This is a genomic window from Actinomadura monticuli (assembly GCF_041463655.1).
In the GTDB taxonomy this organism is placed as follows: Bacteria; Actinomycetota; Actinomycetes; order Streptosporangiales; family Streptosporangiaceae; genus Spirillospora; species Spirillospora monticuli.
In genome coordinates, this window is sequence record NZ_JAXCEI010000003.1 from 497963 (window position 1) to 522374 (window position 24412).

General features: G+C 74.4%; 3 protein-coding genes. All 3 read left to right on the top strand.

Annotated features, from left to right (window positions below; translation table 11 throughout):
* Genes SM611_RS08865 through SM611_RS08875 form a run of 3 tightly spaced genes read left to right on the top strand, consistent with a single transcriptional unit; the run spans position 1 to position 24409 of the window.
* The gene (locus tag SM611_RS08865; protein ID WP_371948646.1) at positions 1-12828 is read left to right on the top strand and encodes a non-ribosomal peptide synthetase; all 12828 of its coding nucleotides are present in this window, start codon (positions 1-3) and stop codon (positions 12826-12828) included.
* Positions 12825-20519 (top strand): non-ribosomal peptide synthetase, encoded by a 7695-nt coding sequence (locus tag SM611_RS08870; RefSeq protein WP_371948647.1) that lies wholly within the window; start codon positions 12825-12827, stop codon positions 20517-20519. The genes SM611_RS08865 and SM611_RS08870 overlap by 4 nt, the downstream gene beginning before the upstream one ends.
* The gene (locus SM611_RS08875) at positions 20516-24409 is read left to right on the top strand and encodes a non-ribosomal peptide synthetase (RefSeq protein ID WP_371948648.1); all 3894 of its coding nucleotides are present in this window, start codon (positions 20516-20518) and stop codon (positions 24407-24409) included. Before SM611_RS08870 ends, SM611_RS08875 begins: the two co-directional genes overlap by 4 nt.
* Positions 24410-24412 lie beyond the last annotated feature (3 nt).

A 24412-nucleotide genomic window follows, 5' to 3' on the forward strand; every position in this document is an offset into this window, starting at 1 on the left:
ATGTCCACCGAGTTCGTTCCTCTTTCGGCCGCTCAGCAGAGCGTCTGGTACGCGCAGCAGCTGGCGCCGGAAACGCCGATTCACATCGCGCAGTACATCGAGATCGAGGGCCCGGTCGACCACGAGCTGTTCGACCGGGTGGCGCGTATCGCGGCGCACGAGGCGCCCGCGATGAACGCCCGGCTGACCGAGACGGACGAGGGGCCGCGGCAGGTCCTCGACCCGGACGCGAGCGTGTCGATCCCGCTCGTGGACCTGTCCGGGGAGCCCGACCCGGAGGCCGCCGCGCGCGCGTGGATGCGGGAGCGGATGTCGGCGCCGCTGCCGCCGGACGGCGAGCGGCTGTTCCACACGGCGCTGCTGCGGCTCTCCCCGGACCTGCACCGGTGGTTCCTCCGTGCCCACCACACGATCCTGGACGCCTACTCCGGCCTGCTCATCAGCCGCCGCGCCGCCGAGGTCTACACCCTCCTGGCGAACGGCGGCGAGTACGTCCCGGCGGCGGTCGGCGACTACCGGGCCCTGCTCGCCGCGGACGCCGCCTACCGGGCGTCGGAGAGGTTCGAGCGGGACCGGGCCTACTGGACGGACCGGTTCGCCGACCGGCCGGTGGCGGTGTCGCTGTCGGACGAGATGGCCGAGCCGACCTCCGACTACCTGAGCCGGATCTCCGTCGTCCCGCCGGAGGAGACCGCCGGGCTGGCGGCGGGCGCCCGCCGGCTGCGCACCGCGACGCAGGGCCTTGCGATCGCCGCGACCGCCGCGTACGTGGCGCGGATGACGGGCACCGAGGACGTGATCCTGGGCCTCGCGGTGTCGGGCCGCACGTCGCAGGCGGCCCTGGAGACCCCGGCCATGCTGTCGACGGTGCTGCCGCTGCGCGTCACCGTCCGCCCGGACATGACGGTCGAGAACCTCGTCCGCACGGTGACCCGGGCGACGGCGCGGGCGCTGCGCCACCAGCGCTACCGGCGCGAGGACCTGCTGCGCGACCTGAGGCTGCTCGGCGAGCGCCGCCGCCTGTACGGGCCGGTCATCAACATCATGGCGTTCGACTACCGGCTCGACTTCGGGGGCCTGCCGGCGCGGGCGCACGCCATCACGACCGGCCCGATCGACGACCTGTCGATCAACATCTACGACAACTTCGACGGCGCCGGGATGCGCGTCGACTTCGAGGCGCACCCCGACCTCTACACCGGGGAGCAGGTCTCCACGCACCTGGACCGCTACGTGCGGTTCCTGCGAGAGCTGGGCGACGCCGACCCGTCCACCCCGCTCCGCGGGATCGAGCTGCTGGACGACGCCGAGCGGAACCGCGTCCTGCACGAGTGGAACGACACGGCCGCGGCGGTCGAGCCGGCCGTCGTGCCCGAGCTGTTCGAGGCGCAGGCGGCCCGCACCCCGGACGCCCCGGCCGTCACGCACGGCGGCGCCACGCTGACCTACCGGGAGCTGGACGAGCGCGCCAACCGCCTCGCCCGCCACCTGATCGGGCGCGGCGTCGGCGCGGAGGACTTCGTCGCGCTGGCCCTGCCGCGCGACGAGACCCTCGTCGTCGCCGCCCTCGCCGTGCTGAAGGCGGGCGCCGCCTACCAGCCGGTCGACCTGGCCTACCCGGCCGACCGCGTCGCGTTCATGCTGGACGACGCGTCCCCGGCCTGCGTCGTCACGACGTCCGGCGCCGACCTGCCGGGCACGACCCCGCGCGTCCTGCTGGACCGCCTCGACCTGAGCGGCGAGTCCGCCGAGGCGCCGTCCGACGCCGACCGCGTCCGGCCGCTCCGCCCGGGCAACGCGGCCTACGTCATCTACACCTCGGGCTCGACGGGACGCCCCAAGGGCGTCGTCGTGTCCCACGCCAGCGCCGTCGACCTGTGCGCCTGGGCGAAGGAGGAGTTCGGGCCCGGCCGCCTGGCCCGGGTGCTGTTCTCCACGTCCCTGAACTTCGACGTGTCGGTGTTCGAGTGGCTGACCCCGCTCACGGTCGGCGGCCACATCGAGGTCGTCCGCGACCTGCTGGACGTGGCGGAGCGCGGCGGCTGGCGCGGCACGCTCGTCTCCGGCGTCCCGTCGGCGATGTCGGCGCTGCTCGCGACCGGACTGGGCGCTGTTGGCGGGGGGTCTGGGGGGTCGTCCCCCCCGAGAGGACTCGGCGCTGTTGGCGGGGGGTCTGGGGTGTCGTCCCCCCGGGGAGGACTCGACCTGGAGGCGGGCGACATCGTGCTCGCGGGCGAGGCGCTCCCGGCCCGGCTCGTCCAGGACCTGCGCGCCCTCGTCCCGGGCGCCCGCGTCTCCAACATCTACGGCCCGACCGAGGCGACCGTCTACGCGACGGCGTGGTTCGACGACGGCAACACCGCGGGCCACGCCCCGATCGGCGGCCCGATCGCCAACACCCGCGCGTACGTGCTGGACGCGGCGCTCAAGCCCGTCCCGGCCGGTGTCCCTGGCGAGCTGTACCTCGCGGGCGACGGCCTCGCGCGCGGCTACCTGAACCGCCCGGCGCTGTCCGCCGACCGGTTCGTCGCCTGCCCGTTCGGCGGCCCCGGCGAGCGCATGTACCGGACGGGCGACCTCGTCCGGTGGGACGGGCAAGGCCGGATCGAGTACCTCGGCCGCCTCGACCACCAGGTCAAGGTGCGCGGCTTCCGGATCGAGCCGGGCGAGATCGAGACGACCCTCGCGGCGCATCCGGCCGTGACGCAGAGCGTCGTCGTGGCCCGCCGGGACAGCGCGGGCGACACCGTCCTCGTCGGCTACGTCGTCTCCGAGGGCGTCGACGCCGCCGAGCTGAAGCGGTCGGTCGCGACGGTCCTGCCCGAGTACATGGTCCCGGCGGCGGTCGTCGTGCTGGACGAGATGCCGCTGAACCCGAACGGCAAGCTCGACCGGGCCGCGCTCCCCGCGCCCGACTTCGCCGCGGCCTCCGCGCCCGGCCGCGCGCCCCGCGACGCCCGCGAGGAGACGCTGTGCGCGGTGTTCGCCGAGGTGCTCGGCGTGGAGCGGGTCGGCGTCGACGACAACTTCTTCGACCTCGGCGGCGACTCGCTGAAGGCGACCCGGGTCGTGGCCCGCGCCCGCGCCGCGCTGAACGCGGAACTGGCCGTCCGGGCGCTGTTCGAGGCCCCGACCGTCGCCGCGCTCGCCGCCTCCATCGAGGAGACGGACGGGGAGTCCCGGCCGAAGCTCGTCCCGGCCGAGCGCCCCGGCCTCGTCCCCGTCTCGTACGCGCAGCGGCGCCTCTGGTTCATCCACGACCTCGAAGGCGCGAACGCGACCTACCACATCCCGATCCCGCTGCGGCTGACCGGTTCGCTCGACCTGGACGCCGTCCGCGCCGCGATGCGCGACATGATGGCGCGGCACGAGGCCCTCCGCACCGTGTTCACGGAGGTGGAGGGCGAGCCCTACCAGCGGGTCCTCGCCCTGGACGAGTTCGAGGCCGCGCCCGTCGTCACCGACTGCGGCCGGGACGGGCTGCGGGACGCGGTGTTCGAGGCCGCGACGCGCGGGTTCGACCTGGCCGCCGAGCCGCCCGTCCGCGCGCACGTCTTCCGCGTCGCCGCCGACGACCACCTCCTCCTGCTGGTGATGCACCACATCGCCGGCGACGGCTGGTCGATGGAGCCCCTCGCGACCGACCTCATCACCGCCTACGCCGCCCGCGCCGCCGGCGACGAGCCGCAGTGGGCGCCGCTGCCCGTCCAGTACGCCGACTACGCGCTCTGGCAGCGGGAGGTCCTCGGCGACGAGGACGACCCGGGCAGCGTCATCAGCCGGCAGCTCGCGCACTGGCGGGACGCCCTCGCCGGGCTCCCGGAGGAGCTGGCGCTCCCCGCGGACCGGCCGCGCCCCGCCCGCGCCACCTACCGGGGCGCGCAGCACCCGTTCACGCTGCCGGCCGGCCTGCACGCCGCGCTCACCGCGCTCGGCCGCGACCACCGCGCCAGCCTGTTCATGGTGCTGCAGGCCGCGCTCGCGGGCCTGTTCACCCGGCTCGGCGCCGGGACCGACGTGCCGATCGGCTCGCCCGTCGCGGGCCGCGGCGACGAGGCCGTGCACGACCTGGTCGGCGTGTTCGTGAACACGCTCGTGCTGCGCACCGACACCTCCGGCGACCCGTCGTTCGCCGAGCTCCTCGGCCGCGTCCGCGAGGCCGACCTCGCCGCGTTCGCGAACCAGGACGTCCCGTTCGAGCGGCTCGTCGAGGTGCTGAACCCGCAGCGGTCGATGGCGCGGCACCCGCTGTTCCAGGCGATGATCTCGATCCAGAACAACCCGTCCGCGCGGGTCGAGCTGCCCGGCCTGACGGTCGCGCTGGAGCCGGTCGACCCGGGCGTGTCCCGTTTCGACCTCGCGCTGCTGGTGGACGAGACGCAGGACGCGGCCGGCGCCCCCGCCGGGATCGACTGCCGGCTGGAGTACGCGCTCGACCTGTTCGACCCGGAGACCGCCGCGTCGATGGCGGCCCGGCTGGAGCGGCTGCTCGCCCAGGTCGCCGCCGACCCGTCCCTGCCGCTCAGCGCCGTCGACCTGCTGGACGCCGCCGAGCGCGACACCCTGCTGAACCGGTGGAACGACACCGCCCTGCCGGTCGCGCCCGCCGTCGTCCCGTACCTGGTCGAGGCGCAGGCCGCCCGCACCCCGGACGCGACCGCCGTCGTCGCGGGCGCGGACCGGATCACCTACGCCGAGCTGAACGCCCGCGCGAACCGGCTCGCCCGGCACCTGGTGGCGCGCGGCGTCGGCGCCGAGGACTTCGTCGCCCTGGCCCTGCCGCGCGACGCCCGCCTGGTGGTCGCGGCGCTGGCCGTGCTGAAGGCGGGCGCCGGGTACCAGCCGATCGACCTGGCGTACCCGCCCGACCGCATCGCCTACATGCTGGAGGACGCCGCCCCCGCCTGCGTCATCACCACCGCGGGCGCCGGCCTGCCCGGCGGGACGCCCCGCGTCGAACTCGACGCGCTGTCCCTCGACGGGCTGCCCGGCGGCGACCTCACCGACGCCGAGCGCGTCCGGCCGCTGCGCCCCGGGAACCCGGCGTACGTCATCTACACGTCCGGCTCGACGGGCCGCCCCAAGGGCGTCGTGATCTCCCACGCCAACGTCGTGGACTTCTGCGCCGAGTCGATGGTGAGCTACGGCCCCGACCGGATGCGGCGCGTGCTGTTCTCGACGTCGCTGAACTTCGACGTGTCGGTGTTCGAGTGGCTGGTGCCGCTCACGGTCGGCGGCGAGATCGAGGTCGTCCGCGACCTCCTGGAGGTCGCCGAGCGCGGCGGCTGGTCCGGGACGCTGATCAGCGGCGTCCCGTCGGCGGTGTCGGTGCTGCTGGCGCGCGGCGGGACCCAGCATGCCGTTGCCGGGGGGTCTGGGGAGTCGTCCCCCCAGCTCAGACTGGACGCCGGGGACGTGGCGCTGGGCGGCGAGGCGCTGCCGCCGCAGCTCGTCCGGGACGTCCGGGCGCTGCTGCCGGACGCCCGCATCTCCAACATCTACGGCCCCACCGAGGCGACGGTCTTCGTCACCGGCTGGTACGACGACGGCAACGCCGAGGGGCTCGCGCCGATCGGCCGCCCGATGGCCAACACGCGCGCCTACGTGCTGGACGAGCGGCTCCAGCCGGTCCCCGTCGGCGTGCCCGGCGAGCTGTACCTCGCGGGCGACGGCCTGGCCCGCGGCTACCTGCGCCGCCCGGCCCTGTCCGCGGACCGGTTCGTCGCCTGCCCGTTCGGAGGCCCCGGCGAGCGCATGTACCGGACCGGCGACCTCGTCCGGTGGCAATGGAGCGGTTCCCGGGGGGCGTGGGGGGGCGCCCTCCCACAAGAGGAACGCGCCGGCCACATCGAGTACCTCGGCCGCCTCGACCACCAGGTGAAGGTCCGCGGCTTCCGGATCGAGCTGGGCGAGATCGAGACCGCGCTCTCGGCGCACCCGGCCGTCACGCAGAGCGTGGTCGTGGCGCGCCGCGACGCCGTGGGCGACAACGTCCTCGCGGGCTACGTCGTCGGCGACGTCGAGCCGGCGGAGCTGCGCGCGTTCGTCGCCGGGACGCTGCCGGACTACATGGTGCCGTCCGCGATCGTCGTGCTGGACGCGATGCCGCTGAACCCGAACGGCAAGCTCGACCGGTCGGCGCTGCCCGAGCCCGACTTCACCGCCGGCCTCACCGCGCGCGGCCCGCGCGACGCCCGCGAGGAGATCCTCTGCGGGATCGTCGCCGACGTCCTCGGCCTGGACCGGGTCGGCGTCGACGACGGGTTCTTCGACCTCGGCGGCGACTCGCTGAAGGCGACCCGCGTCGTGGCCCGCGCCCGCGCCGCGCTGGACGTGGAGCTGCCCGTCCGGGCGCTGTTCGAGACCCCGACGGTCGCGGGCCTCGCCGGGCACATCGCGTCCGCGGCCGGCGCGTCGCGCCCCGCGCTGCGGGCGGCGGAGCGGCCCGTCCCGCTGCCCGTCTCCCACGCGCAGGAGCGGCTCTGGTTCCTGAACCGGCTGGAAGGGCTCACCGCCACCTACAACATGCCGATCCCGCTGCGGCTCACCGGCGCGATCGACCACGACGCGATGCGCGCCGCGCTCCGCGACGTCGTCGCCCGGCACGAGTCGCTGCGGACGCTGTTCGGCGAGGCCGACGGTGAGCCGTACCAGGTGATCCTCGCCCCGGACGAGGCCGAGCCGCAGCTGACGGCCGCAGAGCCCGACGACCTGCGCGGCGCCCTGTTCATGGACGCCACCCGCGGGTTCGACCTGGCGCGGGAGCTGCCCGTCCGCGCCCACCTGTACAGGACCGGGGAGGACGAGCACCTCCTCCTCATCGTCCTGCACCACATCGCCGGCGACGGCTGGTCGATGGCGCCGCTCGCCCGCGACGTCATCACCGCCTACCTGGCGCGCCGCGACGGCCGCGCCCCCGAGTGGGCGCCGCTGGAGGTCCAGTACGCCGACTACGCGCTCTGGCAGCGCGACCTCCTCGGCGGCGAGGCCGACCCAGGCAGCCTCGCCGCCCGCCAGATCGCCTACTGGAAGGACGCCCTCGCCGGGCTGCCCGACCAGATCCGGCTGCCGCACGACCGGCCGCGCCCGGACCGCGCCTCCTACCGGGGCGGCCAGGTGGCCTTCGAGGTCCCGGCGGACCTGGCGGACGGCGTGCGCGCGCTCGCCCGCGACCACCAGGTCAGCGCGTTCATGGTGCTGCAGGCGGCGCTCGCCGCGCTGCTCACCCGGCTCGGCGGCGGGACGGACGTGCCGATCGGCTCGCCCATCGCGGGCCGCACCGACGAGGCCCTCGACGACCTCGTCGGCGTGTTCGTCAACACGCTCGTGCTGCGCACCGACACCTCCGGCGACCCGTCGTTCGCGGAGCTGCTCGCCCGCGTCCGGGAGACCGACCTCGCCGCGTACGCGCACCAGGACGTCCCGTTCGAGCGGCTCGTCGAGGTGCTCAACCCGGTCCGGTCGCTGGCGCGGCACCCGCTGTTCCAGGTCATGCTGACGCTGCAGAACAACCCGGAGGCGTCGGTCGAGCTGCCCGGCCTGCACGTCGCCGTCGAGCCCATGGACGCCGGGGTCGCCAAGTTCGACCTGGAGTTCCTCCTGGAGGACGCCCGGGACGGCTCGGGCGCGCTCGCCGGGACCCTGGAGTACGCGCTCGACCTGTTCGACCGCGAAACCGCCGAGCGGCTCGCCGGCTGGTTCCGCCGGACGCTCGAGAGCGCCGTCGACTCGCGCGGCGCCGTCACCGTCGAGGGCCTCGACCTGCCCGGCGCCGCCGACCTGCCCGGCGCCGCCGTCCCCGCGGCCGCGGAAGGGCCGGTGGAGAAGCGGCTCGTCGCCTACGTCGTCGCCGCGCCCGGCCAGGCGCTCGACCCGGAGGAGCTGCGCGCCCACATCCGCGAGAGCCTGCCCGAGTCGATGGTGCCCGCCGCCGTCGTCGTCCTGGACGAGATGCCGCTCACCCCGAACGGCAAGGTCGACGTCAAGGCGCTCCCGAAGCCGGCTCTGGCCGCCGCCCCGGCCACCGCGTACCGGGCGCCGTCCGGGGAGGCGGAGGAGGCCGTCGCCGCCGTCTTCGCCGAGCTGCTCGGCACCGACCGGATCGGCGCCGACGACGACTTCTTCGCACTCGGCGGCAACTCGCTCATCGCGATGCGGGTCGTCAGCCGGGTCCGCCGCGCGCTGCACGTGGAACTGCCCGTCCGGGCGCTGTTCGAGGCGCCGACCGTCGCGGGCCTCGCCGCCCTCCTCGGCGGCGGCGGGCGCCCGGCCCGTCCCGCGCTGGAGCCGCGCGAGCGGCCCGAGGTGCTCCCGCCGTCGTACGCGCAGCAGCGGCTCTGGTTCCTCAGCCGGTTCGAGGGGCCGTCCGCGACCTACAACATGCCGGCCGCGCTGCGCATCCGCGGCGCCCTGGACGTGGCCGCGCTCCGCGCCGCCGTCGGCGACCTGGTGGAGCGGCACGAGTCGCTCCGCACGATCCTGCCGGACAGCGGGGGAGTGCCCCGCCAGCTCATCCTGGACCCGGCCGCCGCCCGTCCCGAGCTGGAGGTCACGGAGACGACCGAGGCGGAGCTGCCGACGCGGCTCGCCATGGCCGCCGGATACGCCTTCGACATCTCCGCCGAGCCGCCGCTGCGCACCCACCTGTTCCGGGTCGGGCCGGACGAGCACGTCGCGCTGCTGCTCATGCACCATGTCGGCGGCGACGGCTGGTCGAACGCGCCGCTCGCCCGCGACTTCATCACCGCGTACGCGGCGCGCGCCGGGGGCACGGCGCCGGACTGGGCCCCGCTGCCCGTCCAGTACGCCGACTACACGCTCTGGCAGCAGGAGCTGTTCGGCTCGGAGGACGACCCCGAGAGCCTGATCTCGCAGCAGATCGCGTACTGGCGGGACGCCCTCGCCGGGCTCCCCGAGGAGCTGCCGCTGCCGGCCGACCGGCCGCGCCCGGCGGAGGCGTCCTACCGGGGCGGGACGGAGCGGTTCCGGCTGGGCGCGGGCGTCCGGGCCCGCCTGATGGACGTCGCCCGCGAGACCGGCGCCAGCCCGTTCATGATCGCCCAGGCCGCGTTCGCCGCGCTGCTCACCCGGCTCGGCGGCGGCACGGACGTGCCGATCGGCTCGCCCATCGCGGGCCGCACGGACGAGGCCCTCGACGACCTCGTCGGCATGTTCGTGAACATGCTCGTCTTCCGGACCGACACGTCCGGGGACCCGACGTTCCGCGAACTGGTCGGCCGCGTCCGGGAGACCGACCTCGCCGCGTACGCGCACCAGGACGTCCCGTTCGAGCGGCTCGTCGAGGTGCTCAACCCGCCGCGCCACCTGGCCCGGCACCCGCTGTTCCAGGTCGGGCTGACGTTCCAGAACAACCCGGAGGCGCGGCTGGAGATGCCCGGCTTCAGCGCCGAGCTGGAGCCGCTGACCGCCGGCGTGTCCCGGTTCGACCTGCTGATGATCCTCACCGAGCGGGAGGACGGGCTCGACGGCGAGCTGGAGTACGCGCTCGACCTGTACGACCCGCCCACCGCGCGGCGGCTCGTCGAGCGGTTCGAGCGGCACCTGTCCGCGCTGCTCGCCGACCCGGACGCGCCCATCGGCGCCGCCGCCGTCCTGTCGGAGGAGGAGCGGTCGCTCGTCCTCGGCGACTGGGCCGGGGGCAAGGGCGGCGGGGATGTCGAGCGGGCGACGATCCCGGCGTTGTTCGAGGCGCAGGCGGTGGCGCGTCCGGACGCGCTCGCTGTGACGTTCGAGGGTGTGTCGTGGACGTATGGCGAGGTCAATGCCAGGGCCAACCGTCTTGCGCACCGGCTTATCGGGCGGGGTGTGGGGCCTGAGCAGTTCGTGGCGTTGGCGCTGCCGCGTTCGGCCGACCTGGTGGTGGCGATCCTTGCGGTGCTGAAGGCGGGTGCGGCGTATGTGCCGATCGACCCGGACTATCCGGAAGACCGGATCGCGTACATGGTTGAGGACGCCGAGCCCGTCCTCACCCTCGGCCCCGAAGATCTCGACGCCACCGGCTACGACGACACCGACCCCGGTGTCGTGATCTCGCCGGACCACCCGGCGTACGTCATCTACACCTCGGGTTCGACGGGTCGTCCCAAGGGCGTGGTGATTCCGCATCAGAATGTGGTGCGGCTGCTGCGTTCCACTGAGGAGTGGTTCGACTTCGGTGCGGACGATGTGTGGACGCTGTTCCACTCCTACGCGTTCGACTTCACCGTGTGGGAGTTGTGGGGCTCGCTGCTTTACGGCGGCCGTCTCGTCGTCGTCCCGTACCTGACCTCGCGTTCGCCGGAGGAGTTCCTCGCGCTGCTGTCCGCGGAGAAGGTGACCGTCCTCAACCAGACCCCGTCGGCGTTCTACCAGCTGATGGCGGCCGACCGGGACAACCCGGGCACCGATCTGGCGCTGCGTTACATCGTGTTCGGCGGGGAGGCCCTTGAGCTGGGGCGCCTCGAAGACTGGTACTCCCGGCATCCCGAGGACGCGCCGGTGCTTGTCAACATGTACGGGATCACCGAGACGACCGTGCACGTCTCGTACCTGGCGCTCGATCGCGCCTACGCGGCGACCGCGCCCGGCAGCGTGATCGGTGTCGGCATCCCCGACCTGCGCGTCTACGTCCTGGACGACCGCCTGCAGCCCGCCCCGCCCGGCGTCGTCGGCGAGTTGTACGTGTCCGGCGCCGGGCTGGCGCGCGGCTACCTGAACCGGCCCGGCCTGTCCGCCGAGCGGTTCGTCGCCGACCCGCACGGCGCGCCCGGCACCCGCATGTACCGGACGGGCGACGTCGGCCGCTGGCTGGACGGTGGCCGCCTCGAGTACCTCGGCCGCAGCGACCAGCAGGTGCAGCTGCGCGGCTTCCGGATCGAGCTGGGCGAGATCGAGTCGGCCCTCGCCCGGCACGACGCGGTCTCCGACGTCGCGGTGGCCGTCCGCGACGGCCGCCTCGTCGCCTACGTCGCCTACGCCCCCGGGGCGGGCGCGGACGCGTCCGAGCTGCGCCGGTTCGCGGCCGACGGCCTGCCCGACTACATGGTCCCGGCCGTGGTCGTCGAGCTGGACGCGCTGCCGCTCACCGTCAACGGCAAGCTCGACCGCAAGGCGCTGCCCGCCCCCGAGTTCACTGCGGCGGTGTCGTCGCGCGCGCCGCGCACCGCCGAGGAGGAGACTCTCGCCCGGCTGTTCGCCGAGGTCCTCGGCCTGGAGCGGGTCGGCGTCGACGACGGGTTCTTCGACCTCGGCGGCGACTCGATCATCGCGATCCAGCTCGTCTCCCGCGCCCGCCAGTCCGGCCTCGTCATCACGCCGCGGGACGTGTTCCAGCACCAGACCGTCGAGGAACTGGCCGCGACCGCGCAGCCGGTCGGCGAGGGCGAGGAGATCGAGGCGGAGGCGCCGGGCGCCGGCGTCGGCCCCGTCCCCGTCACGCCGATCGTCGCGTGGCTGCGCGACCGGGTGGGCGGCGACGCCGCCCTGATCCGGGGCTTCCACCAGTCGATGCTGCTGCGCACGCCGCCGGACCTCGGCGTCGAGCGGCTGACCGCCGCGTTCCAGACGCTGCTGGACCACCACGACGTCCTGCGGCTCCGGATGGACGGCTGGCAGCCCGTCGTCCGGCCGCGGGGCTCGTCCGACGCGGCCGGCCTCGTCACCCGCGTGGACGTCGCCGGTCTGGACGCCGACAAGCTCCAGTCCGTCATCACCGAGCAGGCCGCCGCCGCCCGCGACCGCCTTGACCCGTCCGCCGGGACGGTCGCGCAGCTCGTCTGGTTCGACGCGGGCCAGGAGCAGGGACGCCTCCTCGCCGTCCTGCACCACCTGGTCGTCGACGGCGTCTCGTGGCGCATCCTGCTGCCCGACCTCGTCACCGCGTGGGCCGGGGGAGACCTCGACCCCGTCCCCACGTCGTTCCGCCGCTGGGCGCAGAAGCTCACCGCGGCCGGGCGGGGCGAGGACGAGCTGGAGGACTGGCTCGACATCGTCGACGGCCCGCCGCAGAACCTCGCCAAGCGCCCGCTGGACCCCCGCGTCGACATCGCGGCCCGCGCCCGCTCGGTCACCCTCGACCTGCCCGCCGACGTCACCGGGCCGCTGCTCACCGACGTCCCCGCCGCGTTCCACGGGCGCGTCAACGACGTGCTGCTCACCGGCCTGACCCTCGCCGTCGCCCAGTGGCGGCGGCACCGGGGCGGGCGCGGCACCGGCGTCCTCGTCGACCTCGAAGGCCACGGCCGCGAGGACGTCGTGCCCGGCGCCGACGTCTCCCGCACCGCCGGCTGGTTCACCTCCATCCACCCGGTCCGGCTGGACGCGGGCAACGCGACCGGCGGCACCGCGCTGAAGACGGTGAAGGAGCAGCTCAGGGCGATCCCGGACGGCGGCATCGGCTACGGCCTGCTCCGCTACGGCGGCGGCGAGGCCGCCGAAGAGCTGGCCGACGTCCCGCCCGCCCAGATCGCCTTCAACTACCTCGGCCGGGTCGCCGCCGGAGACGAGGGCGGCGACTGGACCCTGTCCGCCGAGGAACTCCCCGCCGGCGAGGACCCGGCGATGCCGATGGCGCACGTCCTGGAGATCAACGCCGTCACCCGCGACCTGCCCGGCGGGCCCGTGCTGTCGGCGACCTGGACGTGGCCGGGCGGCCTGCTGGAGACCGCCGACGTCCGGGACCTGGCCGAGGGCTGGTTCACCGCGCTGCGCGCCCTCGCCGCCGACGTCGCCGCCGGGGACGCGGGCGGCTTCACCCCGTCCGACCTGCTCGTCGAGCTGGACCAGAACGAGATCGACAAACTGCAGACCGCGTGGAGGCACAAGCCGTGAACCGGGGGGACCTCGAAGACATCCTGCCGCTGTCGCCCCTGCAGCAGGGTTTCTTCTTCCATGCCCTCTTCGACGCGGGCGACGGCGACGTGTACACGGCCCAGTTCGTCCTCGACCTGGAAGGCCCCCTGGACGTCGCCGCGCTGCGCACCGCCGCGGAGACGCTGCTGCGCCGGCACGCCAACCTGCGCGCGGCGTTCTGGCACGAGGACCTGTCGCGTCCCGTCCAGGTGATCCCGCGCACGGTCGAGCTGCCGTGGGAGGAGGTCACCGCGGCGGGGGCCGAGGCCGACGCCGTCGTGGTCCGGGAGCGGGCGCGCGGCTTCGACATGACCGCGCCGCCGCTGCTGCGGTTCGTCCTCGTCCGGATGGGGCCCGAGCGGTTCCGGCTCGTCTTCACGAACCACCACATCCTGCTGGACGGCTGGTCCACGCCGATCCTCGCGACCGAGCTGTTCCTGCTCTACATGCAGGGCGGCCACGACACGGGGATGCCGCGCGTCACCCCGTACAAGAACTACCTGGCCTGGCTCGCCCAGCAGGACCGCGCCGCCGCCGAGGAAGCCTGGCGCCGGGCCCTGGACGGCGTGGACGAGCCCAGCCTCGTCGCCCCCGAGGCCGCCGCCCGCGCCCCGGAGCCGCCGAAGCGGACCATCACCGAACTCGACGAGAAGACCACCCGCCGCCTCACCCGTGCGGCCCGCCGCCACGGCGTCACGCTCAGCACCGTCCTGCAGGGCGCCTGGGGTCTCGTCCTCGGCCGCCTGCTCGGCACCAACGACGTGGTCTTCGGCGCGACCGTCTCCGGCCGCCCGCCCGAACTCCCCGGCATCGAGCAGATGATCGGCCTGTTCATCAACACGCTGCCGATCCGCGTCCGCCACCGGCCGGACGAGTCGCTCGGCACCCTCCTGGAACGCCTCCAGGAGGAGCAGACCGAGCTGCTCGCCCACCACCACCTGGGCCTCACCGACATCCAGCGCGCGGCGGGCCACGGCGGCGCGCTGTTCGACACGATGACGGTGCTGGAGAACTACCCGTTCGACCCGTCCTCGATGGACGGCTCCCTCAACGGCGTCCGCATCGCCGGCGTCGACTCCTACGACGCGACGCACTTCCCGCTGTCGTTCGTCGCCGCGCCCGGCGACAGGCTGTCGCTGCGCCTGCACTACCGCCCCGACGTCTACGAACACGGGGTCGTCGAGGCGCTGCTCGCCCGCGTCCGCCGCTTCCTGGAGGCGTTCGCCGCCGACTCCGGCAGCCTGATCGGCGCGGTCGGCCTCGCGGCCGAGGACGAGCGGGCCCTGCTGGACGGCTGGAACGACACCGCCGCCGGCACCCCGTCCGGCACCCTCCCGGTCCTCGTGGAGACCCAGGCCGCCCGCACCCCCTCGGACGTGGCTCTGGTCTGCGGCGACGCGTCCCTCACGTACGCGGAGCTGAACGAGCGCGCCAACCGCCTCGCCCACGAGCTGATCGCCCGGGGCATCGGCCCCGAGGACCGCGTGGCCCTCGTCCTTCCGCGCACCCCCGCGATCGTCGTGGCGATCCTCGGCGTGCTCAAGGCGGGCGCCGCCTACGTCCCGATCGACCCGGAGTACCCGTCCGACCGCATCGCCTCCATGCTGGCCGACGCCCGCCCCGCCCTCACCATCACCGCCGACGACTTCCCGGACGCGGAAGGGCGGCCCGCGCACGACCCTTCCGACGGGGACCGGGTCCGGGCGTTGCGGGCGGAGAACGCCGCTTACGTCATCTACACGTCGGGGTCCACCGGGCGGCCCAAGGGCGTGACCGTTCCGCACATGGGGGTGCTCAACTACTTCGAGGCGCACAGGGACGCGTTCATCGACCCGGCGGTCGAGGCCGCGGGCGGGCGGCGGATGCGGTTCGCGCATCTCGCGTCGTTCTCGTTCGACACGTCCTGGATGGGCCTGCTGTGGATGATGTACGGCCACGAGCTGCACCTCATCGACGACGACACCCGCCGCGACGTCGAGGCGTACACCGCCTACGTGGCGCACGCGAAGATCGACCTGGTGAACACCACCCCGTCGCACTTCGCCTCGCTCCGCGAAGCGGGCCTGCTGAGCGATGACGGGCGGCACGTGCCGGCGCAGCTCCTCCTCGGCGGCGAGGCCGTCGGCGAGAGCCTGTGGGCCGAGCTGCGCGCGATGCCCGGCCTCACCGCGCGCAACTTCTACGGGCCCACCGAGGCGACCGTCGACACGATGAACCAGGTCGTCGCGCGCAGCGAGCACCCGTCGGTCGGCGCCCCGTACCGCAACACCCGGTCGTACGTGCTCGACACCGCGCTCCAGCCCGTCCCGGTGGGCGTCCCCGGTGAGCTCTACCTCGCGGGCGCGCAGCTCGCGCGCGGGTACCTGGACCGGCCCGGCCTGACCGCCGAGCGGTTCGTCGCCGACCCGTTCGGCGAGCCCGGCGACCGCATGTACCGCACCGGCGACCTGGCCCGCTGGCTCCCGGACGGAACCGTCGAGTACCTCGGCCGCGCCGACGACCAGGTGAAGATCCGCGGGTTCCGGGTGGAGCCGGGAGAGATCGAGAACGTCCTCGCCGGGTGCGCGGGCGTCACGCGGGCGGCCGTGGTCGTCCGCGAGGACCAGCCCGGCGACAAGCGCCTCGCCGCCTACCTCGTCGGCCCGGACGTCGACGTCGCGGCCGTCCGCCGGTACGCGGCCGAGCGGCTGCCCGACTACATGGTCCCGGCGTTCACCGTCCTGGACGCGCTGCCGCTGACCGTGAACGGCAAGCTCGACCGGGCCGCGCTGCCCGCGCCCGACACCGGCGCCGCCGCGAGCCGCGCCCCGCGCACCCCGCAGGAGGAGATCCTCTGCGGGCTGTTCGCGGAGATCCTCGGCGTGCCGCGGGTCGGCGTGGACGACGGGTTCTTCGACCTCGGCGGCGACTCGCTCACCGCGACCCGCCTCGTCAGCAAGGTCCGGTCGGCGCTCGGCGCCGAGCTGCCCGTCCGGGCGCTGTTCGAGGCGCCGACCGCCGCCGGGCTCGCCGAACGGCTGGCGGAGGCGGCGGGCGACGTGCGTCCCGCGCTGGTGCGGGCCGAGCGCCCCGACGTGGTGCCGCTGTCGTACGCGCAGCAGCGGCTCTGGTTCCTCAACCGCTTCGAGGGCGCGTCGGCGACGTTCAACATGCCGATCGCGCTGCGGCTGAACGGCGCCCTCGACCTGGACGCGCTGCGGGACGCGCTCGCCGACGTGGTGGCGCGGCACGAGTCGCTCCGCACGATCTTCCCGGACGGGTCCGGGACCGCCCGGCAGCTCGTCCTCGAACCGGCCGCCGCCCGCCCCCGGCTCGACCTCGCCGAGACCGGCGAGGCGGGCCTGCCGATGGCGCTGGCCGCCGAGGTCGGGCGCGGCTTCGACCTGTCGGTCGAGCCGCCGCTGCGCGCCCGGCTGTTCGCGCTCGGCGACGACACGCACGTCCTGATGCTGGTCCTGCACCACATCGCGGCGGACGGCTGGTCGATGGCGCCGCTCGCCCGCGACGTGATCCTCGCCTACGCGTCCCGCGCGGAGGGGCGCGAGCCGCAGTGGGCTCCGCTGCCCGTCCAGTACGCCGACTACACGCTCTGGCAGCGCGAGCTGTTCGGCTCGGAGGACGACCCCGAGAGCCTGATCTCGCAGCAGATCGCCTACTGGCGGGACGCCCTGTCCGGCCTGCCGGAGGAACTCGCGCTTCCCACCGACCGGCCGCGCCCGGCGGAGGCGTCCTACCGGGGCGGGACGCACGCGTTCGAGCTGGACGCCGGCCTGCACGCCGGGCTGCTCGCCCTCGCGCGCGAGAACGGCGCGAGCCTGTTCATGGTCATGCAGGCCGCCTACGCCGCGCTCCTCACCCGGCTCGGCGCCGGGACGGACGTGCCGATCGGCTCGCCCATCGCGGGCCGCACGGACGAGGCCCTCGACGACCTCGTCGGCATGTTCGTGAACATGCTCGTCCTGCGCACCGACACGTCCGGTGAGCCGTCGTTCCGCGAGCTGATCGCCCGGGTGAAGGAGCGTGACCTCGCCGCGTACGCGCACCAGGACCTGCCGTTCGAGCGGCTCGTCGAGGTGCTCAACCCGGCGCGGTCAATGGCCCGGCACCCGCTGTTCCAGGTCGTCCTGTCGTTCCAGAACAACCCGGAGGCGCGGCTCGAACTGGACGGGCTCACCGGTGGCGCCGAACCCCTGACGGCGGGCGCCGCCAAGTACGACCTGTCCCTCTACCTGGAGGAGCGGCACGGCGACGACGGGGCGCCGGGCGGCATCGAGGCCGGTCTCGAATACGCCCTCGACCTCTTCGACGCCGGCACCGCCGTGACCCTCGCCGAGCGCTTCGAGCGCCTCGTCCGCGAACTGGTCGCCGACCCGGACGCGCCCATCACCGCCGCCGAGATCCTCGACCGGGGCGAGCGCCGCACGCTGCTGCGCCGCTGGGCCGGGGGCAGGGGCGGCGGGGATGTCGAGCGGGCGACGATCCCGGCGTTGTTCGAGGCGCAGGCGGTGGCGCGTCCGGACGCGCTCGCTGTGACGTTCGAGGGTGTGTCGTGGACGTATGGCGAGGTCAATGCCAGGGCGAATCGTCTCGCGCACCGGCTTATCGGGCGGGGTGTGGGGCCTGAGCAGTTCGTGGCGCTGGCGCTGCCGCGTTCGGCCGACTTGGTGGTGGCGATCCTTGCGGTGCTGAAGGCGGGTGCGGCGTATGTGCCGATCGACCCGGACTATCCGCAGGACCGGATCGCGTACATGGTCGAGGACGCCGAGCCCGTCCTCACCCTCGGCCCCGAAGATCTCGACGCCGTCGGCGAGCCCGACACCGACCCCGGTATCGCGATCTCGCCGGACCACCCCGCGTACGTCATCTACACCTCGGGTTCGACGGGTCGTCCCAAGGGTGTGGTGATTCCGCATCAGAATGTGGTGCGGCTGCTGCGTTCCACTGAGGAGTGGTTCGACTTCGGTGCGGACGATGTGTGGACGCTGTTCCACTCCTACGCGTTCGACTTCTCCGTCTGGGAGCTGTGGGGGCCACTGCTTTACGGCGGCCGTCTCGTCGTCGTCCCGTACCTGACGTCCCGTTCGCCGGAGGACTTCCTCAAGCTCCTGGAAGCCGAGAAGGTAACCGTCCTCAACCAGACCCCGTCGGCGTTCTACCAGCTCATGGCCGCTGACCGGGACAACCCGGGCACCGATCTGGCGCTGCGTTACATCGTGTTCGGCGGCGAGGCCCTCGACCTCGGCAGGCTCGAAGACTGGTACTCCCGGCATCCCGAGGACGCGCCGGTGCTCGTCAACATGTACGGGATCACCGAGACGACCGTGCACGTCTCCTATCTGGCCCTCGACCGCGCCTACGCGGCGACCGCGCCCGGCAGCGTGATCGGTGTCGGCATCCCCGACCTGCGCGTCTACGTCCTCGACGACCGTCTGCAGCCCGCCCCGCCCGGCGTGGCCGGCGAGTTGTACGTCGCGGGCGCCGGGCTGGCGCGCGGCTACCTGAACCGGCCCGGCCTGTCCGCCGAGCGGTTCGTCGCCGACCCGCACGGCAGGCCCGGCACCCGCATGTACCGGACGGGCGACCTCGGCCGCTGGCGCCGCGACGGCACCCTCGAATACCTGGGACGCGGCGACCAGCAGGTGCAGCTGCGCGGCTTCCGGATCGAGCTGGGCGAGATCCAGGCCGTCCTGACCAGGCACGACGCCGTCCGGGACGCCGCCGTGATCGTCCGCGACGACCGCCTCGTCGCCTACGTCGTCGCCGGCCGGATCGACACCGCCGACCTGCGCCGGTTCGCCGCCGGGTCGCTGCCCGACTACATGGTCCCCGCCGCCGTCGTCGAGCTGGACGCCCTCCCGCTGACGTCCAACGGCAAGCTCGACCGCAAGGCGCTGCCCGCCCCCGACTTCGCCGCCAGGGTGTCCTCCCGCGCGCCGCGCACCCCGGCGGAGGAGACCCTCGCCGGCCTGTTCGCCGAGGTCCTCGGCCTGGAGCGGGTCGGCGTCGACGACGGGTTCTTCGACCTCGGCGGCGACTCGATCATCGCGATCCAGCTCGTCTCCCGCGCCCGCCAGTCCGGCCTCGTCATCACGCCCCGCGAGGTGTTCCAGCACCAGACCGTCGAGGAGCTGGCCGCCGCCGCGCAGCCGGTCGGCGAGGCCGAGGAGATCGAGGCCGAGGCGCCCGGCGCGGGGATCGGCCGCGTCCCGGCGACCCCGATCATGCGCTGGTTCCAGGAGCTGAACGGCCCCGTCGGCGGCTACAGCCAGCGGATGCTGCTCCAGGTCCCGCCGGACGCCGGCCTCGGCGAGCTGACGAGGGCGCTGCAGACCGTCCTCGACCACCACGACATGCTCCGCCTCCGCGTGGACGGCGACGAGTTCGAGGTCGCCGAGCCCGGTACGGTCGACGCCGCGCCGCTCGTCCGCCGCGTGGACACGGCCGGCCTCGGCGCCGCCGGCCTGCGCGCCGTGCTCGCCGAGGAGGGCGAGGCGGCGCGCCGCCGCCTCGACCCGGCCGCCGGGACGATGGCGCAGCTCGTCTGGTTCGACGCCGGGCCCGCCGCCTCCGGGCGCCTCCTGCTCGTCCTCCACCACCTCGTGGTGGACGGCGTGTCCTGGCGGATCCTGCTGCCCGACCTGGTCACCGCGTGGGCCGGGGGAGACCTCGACCCCGTCCCGACCTCGTTCCGCCGCTGGGCGCAGCGCCTCACCGCCGAGGCGTCCGACCCGTCCCGGACGGCCGAGCTGCCGCTCTGGGAGGACGTCCTCGCCACCCCCGACCCCGTCCTCGGCGCCCGCCCGCTCGACCCGGCCGCCGACACGTTCGCGGCGGCCCGGCACCTCACCCTCGACCTGCCCGCCGACGTGACCGAGCCCCTCCTCACCGAGGTCCCGGCGGCGTTCCACGGGCGCGTCAACGACGTGCTGCTCACCGGCCTCGCCCTCGCCGTCGCCGAATGGCGGCGCGAGCGCGGGACGTCCGACGAGACGGCCGTCCTCATCGACCTCGAAGGGCACGGCCGCGAGGAGATCGTCCCCGGCGTCGACCTGTCCCGCACCGCCGGCTGGTTCACCTCCATCTACCCGGTCCGCCTGGACGCGGGCTGGGTCGAGCCCGCCGACGTCCGGGAGGGCGGCCAGGCCGTCGGCACCGCGCTGAAGCGGGTCAAGGAGCAGCTCCGCGAGATCCCCGACAACGGCATCGGGTACGGGCTGCTCCGCCACCTCAACCCCGCCGCCGGGGAGCGGCTGCGGGGCGCGCGACCGCAGATCGCGTTCAACTACCTCGGCCGCTCCGCCGCGCCAGAGGCCACCGACTGGGGACCGGCGGGCCAGGCCGACGGCGACGCCCTCGGCCCCGCCCAGGACGGCGCGCTCGGCCTCGTCCACGCCGTCGAGGTCAACGCGCACACCCGCGACCTGCCGGGCGGCCCCGAGCTGTCCGCGACGTGGACATGGGCCGGGGACCTGTTCGACGACGCCGCGATCGAGGACCTCGCCGGCCGCTGGTACGCGGCGCTCCGCGGCCTCGTCGCCCACGTCGTCGACGGCGCCTCCGACGGCCCCGTCGGCGGGTTCACCCCGTCCGACCTGTCCCTCGTGGACGTCAGCCAGGACGAGATCGACGAGCTCGCCGCCGAGCTCGACGATGAATGGGAGCTGGAGTGAGCAAGTCGCAGCTTGAGGACATCCTTCCGCTGTCCCCGTTGCAGCAGGGACTGTTCTTCCACGCCCTCTACGACTCCGGCCGCGACGTCTACACCGCGCAGATCGTGTTCGACCTGCGCGGCCCCCTCGACGTGGACGCGCTGAAGGCCGCCGCCGCGACCCTCCTGCGCAGGCACGCGAACCTGCGGGCCGGGTTCCGGCAGCGCAAGGAGGGCTCACCGGTCCAGGTCGTGCACCGGGCGGTCCGGCTGCCGTGGCGCGACGAGGACCTCTCCGCCCTGCCCGGACGCGAACGCGAGGCCGCCGCCCGCGAACTGGCCGACGCCGAACGCGCCCGCCCGTTCGACATGACCAGGCCGCCGCTGCTGCGCTACCTGCTCATCAAGCTGGCGGACGGCCTGCACCGCATGGTGTTCACCAACCACCACATCCTCCTGGACGGCTGGTCCACACCCGTCCTGCAGACCGAGCTGTTCGCCCTGTACCTTTCCAAGGGCGACGACACCGGGATGCCGCGCGTCGCCCCCTACAAGAACTACCTGGCATGGCTCGCCGCGCAGGACCGCCCCGCCGCCGAGGACGCCTGGCGCCGCTCGCTGGACGGCGTCCACGAGCCCACCCTCGTCGCCCCCGGCGCGCCCGAGCCCGGAGCCGGCACCCCCGGACGCGTCCGGACGACCCTCACCGAGGAGCTCACCACCGCGCTCAGCGCGCGCGCCCGCGCCCAGGGCGTCACCCTCAACACCGTCCTGCAGCTCGCCTGGGGCACGCTGCTCGGCAGCCTCACCGGCTCCGCGGACGTGGTGTTCGGCGCCGCCGTGTCCGGCCGCCCGCCCGAGCTGCCCGGCGTCGAGCAGATGATCGGGCTGTTCATCAACACGCTGCCGATCCGCGTCCGCGTCCACCCCGCCGACACCGTCGCCGAGGCCCTCACCCGCCTCCAGGACGAGCAGGCCGCGCTGATGCCGCACCACCACCTCGGCCTGTCCGACATCCAGCGCCTGACCGGCGCCGGGACGCTGTTCGACACGATGACCGTCCTGGAGAACTACCCGTTCGACCCGGACGCCGCCGGCACCGACCTGGGCGGCCTCACCCTCCACGACGTCGACGGCTACGACGCCTCCCACTACCCGCTGACCTTCGCCGCCGTTCCCGGCCGCGGCCTGTCGCTCCGCATCGACCACCGCCCCGACCTCTACACCGGGGAGGACGCGGGGCGGCTCATGCGCCGCCTCGTCCGCATCCTCGAAGCGATCGCCGGCCGCCCCGACCTGCCCCTCGGCCGCATCGCCGTGCTGGACGACGACGAACGCGCCCGGGTCCTGCGCGACTGGCAGGGCCCGGCCACGCCCCGCCGCCCCGGCACCCTCACGGCGCGGTTCGCCGCGCGGCTGGCCGAGGCCCCCGCCGCCACCGCCGTCCGCGCGGCGGGGGAGTCGATCACCTACGCGGAGCTGGACGCGCGGGCCAACCGGCTGGCGCACCGGCTCATCGGGCTCGGCGTCGGGCGGGACACCCCGGTCGCCGTGCTCCTCGAAAGATCCGCCGACACCGTCGTGGCCTCGCTGGCGATCCTCAAGGCGGGCGGCGCCTACGCGCCCGTCCACCACAGCTACCCGCCCGAGCGCATGGCGTGGGCGGTCGCCGAGGTCGACGCGCCCGTCCTCGTGGTCAACACGCCGATGCGGGACCGCGTGGCCGGGCTCGACACGTCCGCGCGGGTTCTCGTCGTGGACGACGACCCCGAGACGGACGCCCAGCCGGACACCGCCCCCGGCGTCGGCTGCCACCCTGAGCAGCTGGCCTGCGTGCTGTTCACCTCCGGGTCGACCGGCGTCCCCAAGGGCGTCATGCTGCGGCACCGCGACGCGCTCGACCTCGCCACCGACGGCCGGCTCGGGGGAGGGGCGCACGACCGGGTCCTCGTCCACTCGCCGCACGCGTTCGACGCGTCGATCTACGAGATCTGGACGCCGCTGCTGCACGGCGGCACCGCCGTCGTCGCGCCGCCCGGCCACCTGGACGGCGAGGCGCTCGAAAAGGTCATCGCCGCCGAGGACCTGACCGGCCTGTTCCTCACCACCACCCTGTTCAACCTGGTCGCCGACGAGCGCCCGCACGCGTTCGCCCGGCTCCGCGAGGTCCTGACCGGCGGGGAGGCGGGATCGCCGAGCGCGATCCGCAAGGTCCTCGCCGCCTGCCCCGAGACCGAGGTCGGCAACGTGTACGGGCCCACCGAGGCCACCACGTACACCACCATCGCGGGGCAGCGCGCCCCGCTCGGCGACCCGTCCGAGACGTCCACCGTGCTGGGCCGCCCCATCGACGACATGCGCGTCTACGTGCTGGACCCGGCGCTGCGGCCCGTCCCGCCCGGCGTGGTCGGCGAGGCCTACATCGCGGGCGCCGGGCTCGGCCGCGGCTACCTGCGGCGCCCCTCGCTCACCGGCGAGCGCTACGTCGCCGACCCCTACGGCGCGCCCGGCGACCGCATGTACCGGACGGGCGACCTCGTCCGGTGGCGGGCGGACGGCACCCTGGAGTACGTCGACCGCGCCGACTTCCAGGTCAAGGTCCGCGGGTTCCGGATCGAGCTGGGCGAGATCGAGGCCGCGGTCGCCGCGCACCCCGCCGTGCAGAACGTCGCCGTCGTCGCCCGCGAGGACGCCCCCGGCGTCAAGACCCTCGTCGCCTACGTCATCGCCGCGTCGATCGACGGCCTCCGCGCGTTCGTCAAGGACCGGCTGCCCGAGTACATGGTGCCCGCCGCGTTCGTCCGGCTCGACACGTTCCCCGTCGGCCCGAACGGCAAGCTCGACCGGCGCGCCCTGCCCGCCCCCGACTACGGCGAGGCCGCCGCCGGGCGCGACCCCGGCACGCCCGAGGAGGAGCGGCTCTGCGGGATCGTCGCGGACGTCCTCGGGCTCGACCGCGTCGGCGCCGACGTCAGCTTCTTCGACCTCGGCGGCGACAGCATCGCCGCGCTGAAGCTCGTCACCCGCGCCCGGCAGGCGGGCATCGAGCTGACGCCCCGCGACGTGTTCACCCACCAGACCGTCGAGGCCCTGACCCGCGTCGGCGAGCCCGAGGACCGGCTCGGCTTCGAGGTCCTGCTGCCCATCCGCGCGTCGGGGTCGCGGCCGCCGGTCTTCTTCGTCCACCCGGCCGGCGGGCTGTCCTGGGGCTACCTCCAGTTCCAGCGGCACCTCGGCCCCGACCAGCCGATCTACGGGCTGCAGGCCCGCGCGTTCACCCGCTCCGAGCTGCCCGGCTCGGTGGAGGAGATGGCCGCGGACTACCTGGAGCAGATCCGCGCCGTCCGGCCGTCCGGCCCCTACCACCTCGCGGGCTGGTCGCTCGGCGGGCTCGTCGCCTACGAGATGGCCGTCCGGCTGCAGGCCGCCGGCGAGCGCGTCGGGCTGCTCGCGCTCATCGACGCCTACCACGGCCAGGACCTGGAGTCCGAGCGGCGCGAGGTCCTGCCCGAGCTGCTGGAGGCCATCGGCATCGACGCGAAGATGGTCGCCGCGGACGGCAACCCCGACATGGCGCAGATCATGGCGGTGCTCGCCGACCGCGACGACGCCCTCGCCACCCTCGGCGAGGACGACCTCGTCAACGTCTACCGCAACTACGAGAACGGGCTCCGCCAGGCCGAGGCGTACCGGCCGGGACGGTTCCGCGGCGGCATCGTGTTCTTCACCGCGCTGCGGGGCCGCACCGAGGGCTCGCCCACCGGGCGGTCCAACTGGGGGCCGCTCGTCGAGGGCGAGATCGAGGACTACCCGCTCGACGTCGACCATCACCTGCTCATGGAGCCGGGCCCGGCCGCCGAGATGGGCGCCGTGCTGGCCGCTAAATTGGACAAACTGCACAGCAGTCACTGAAAG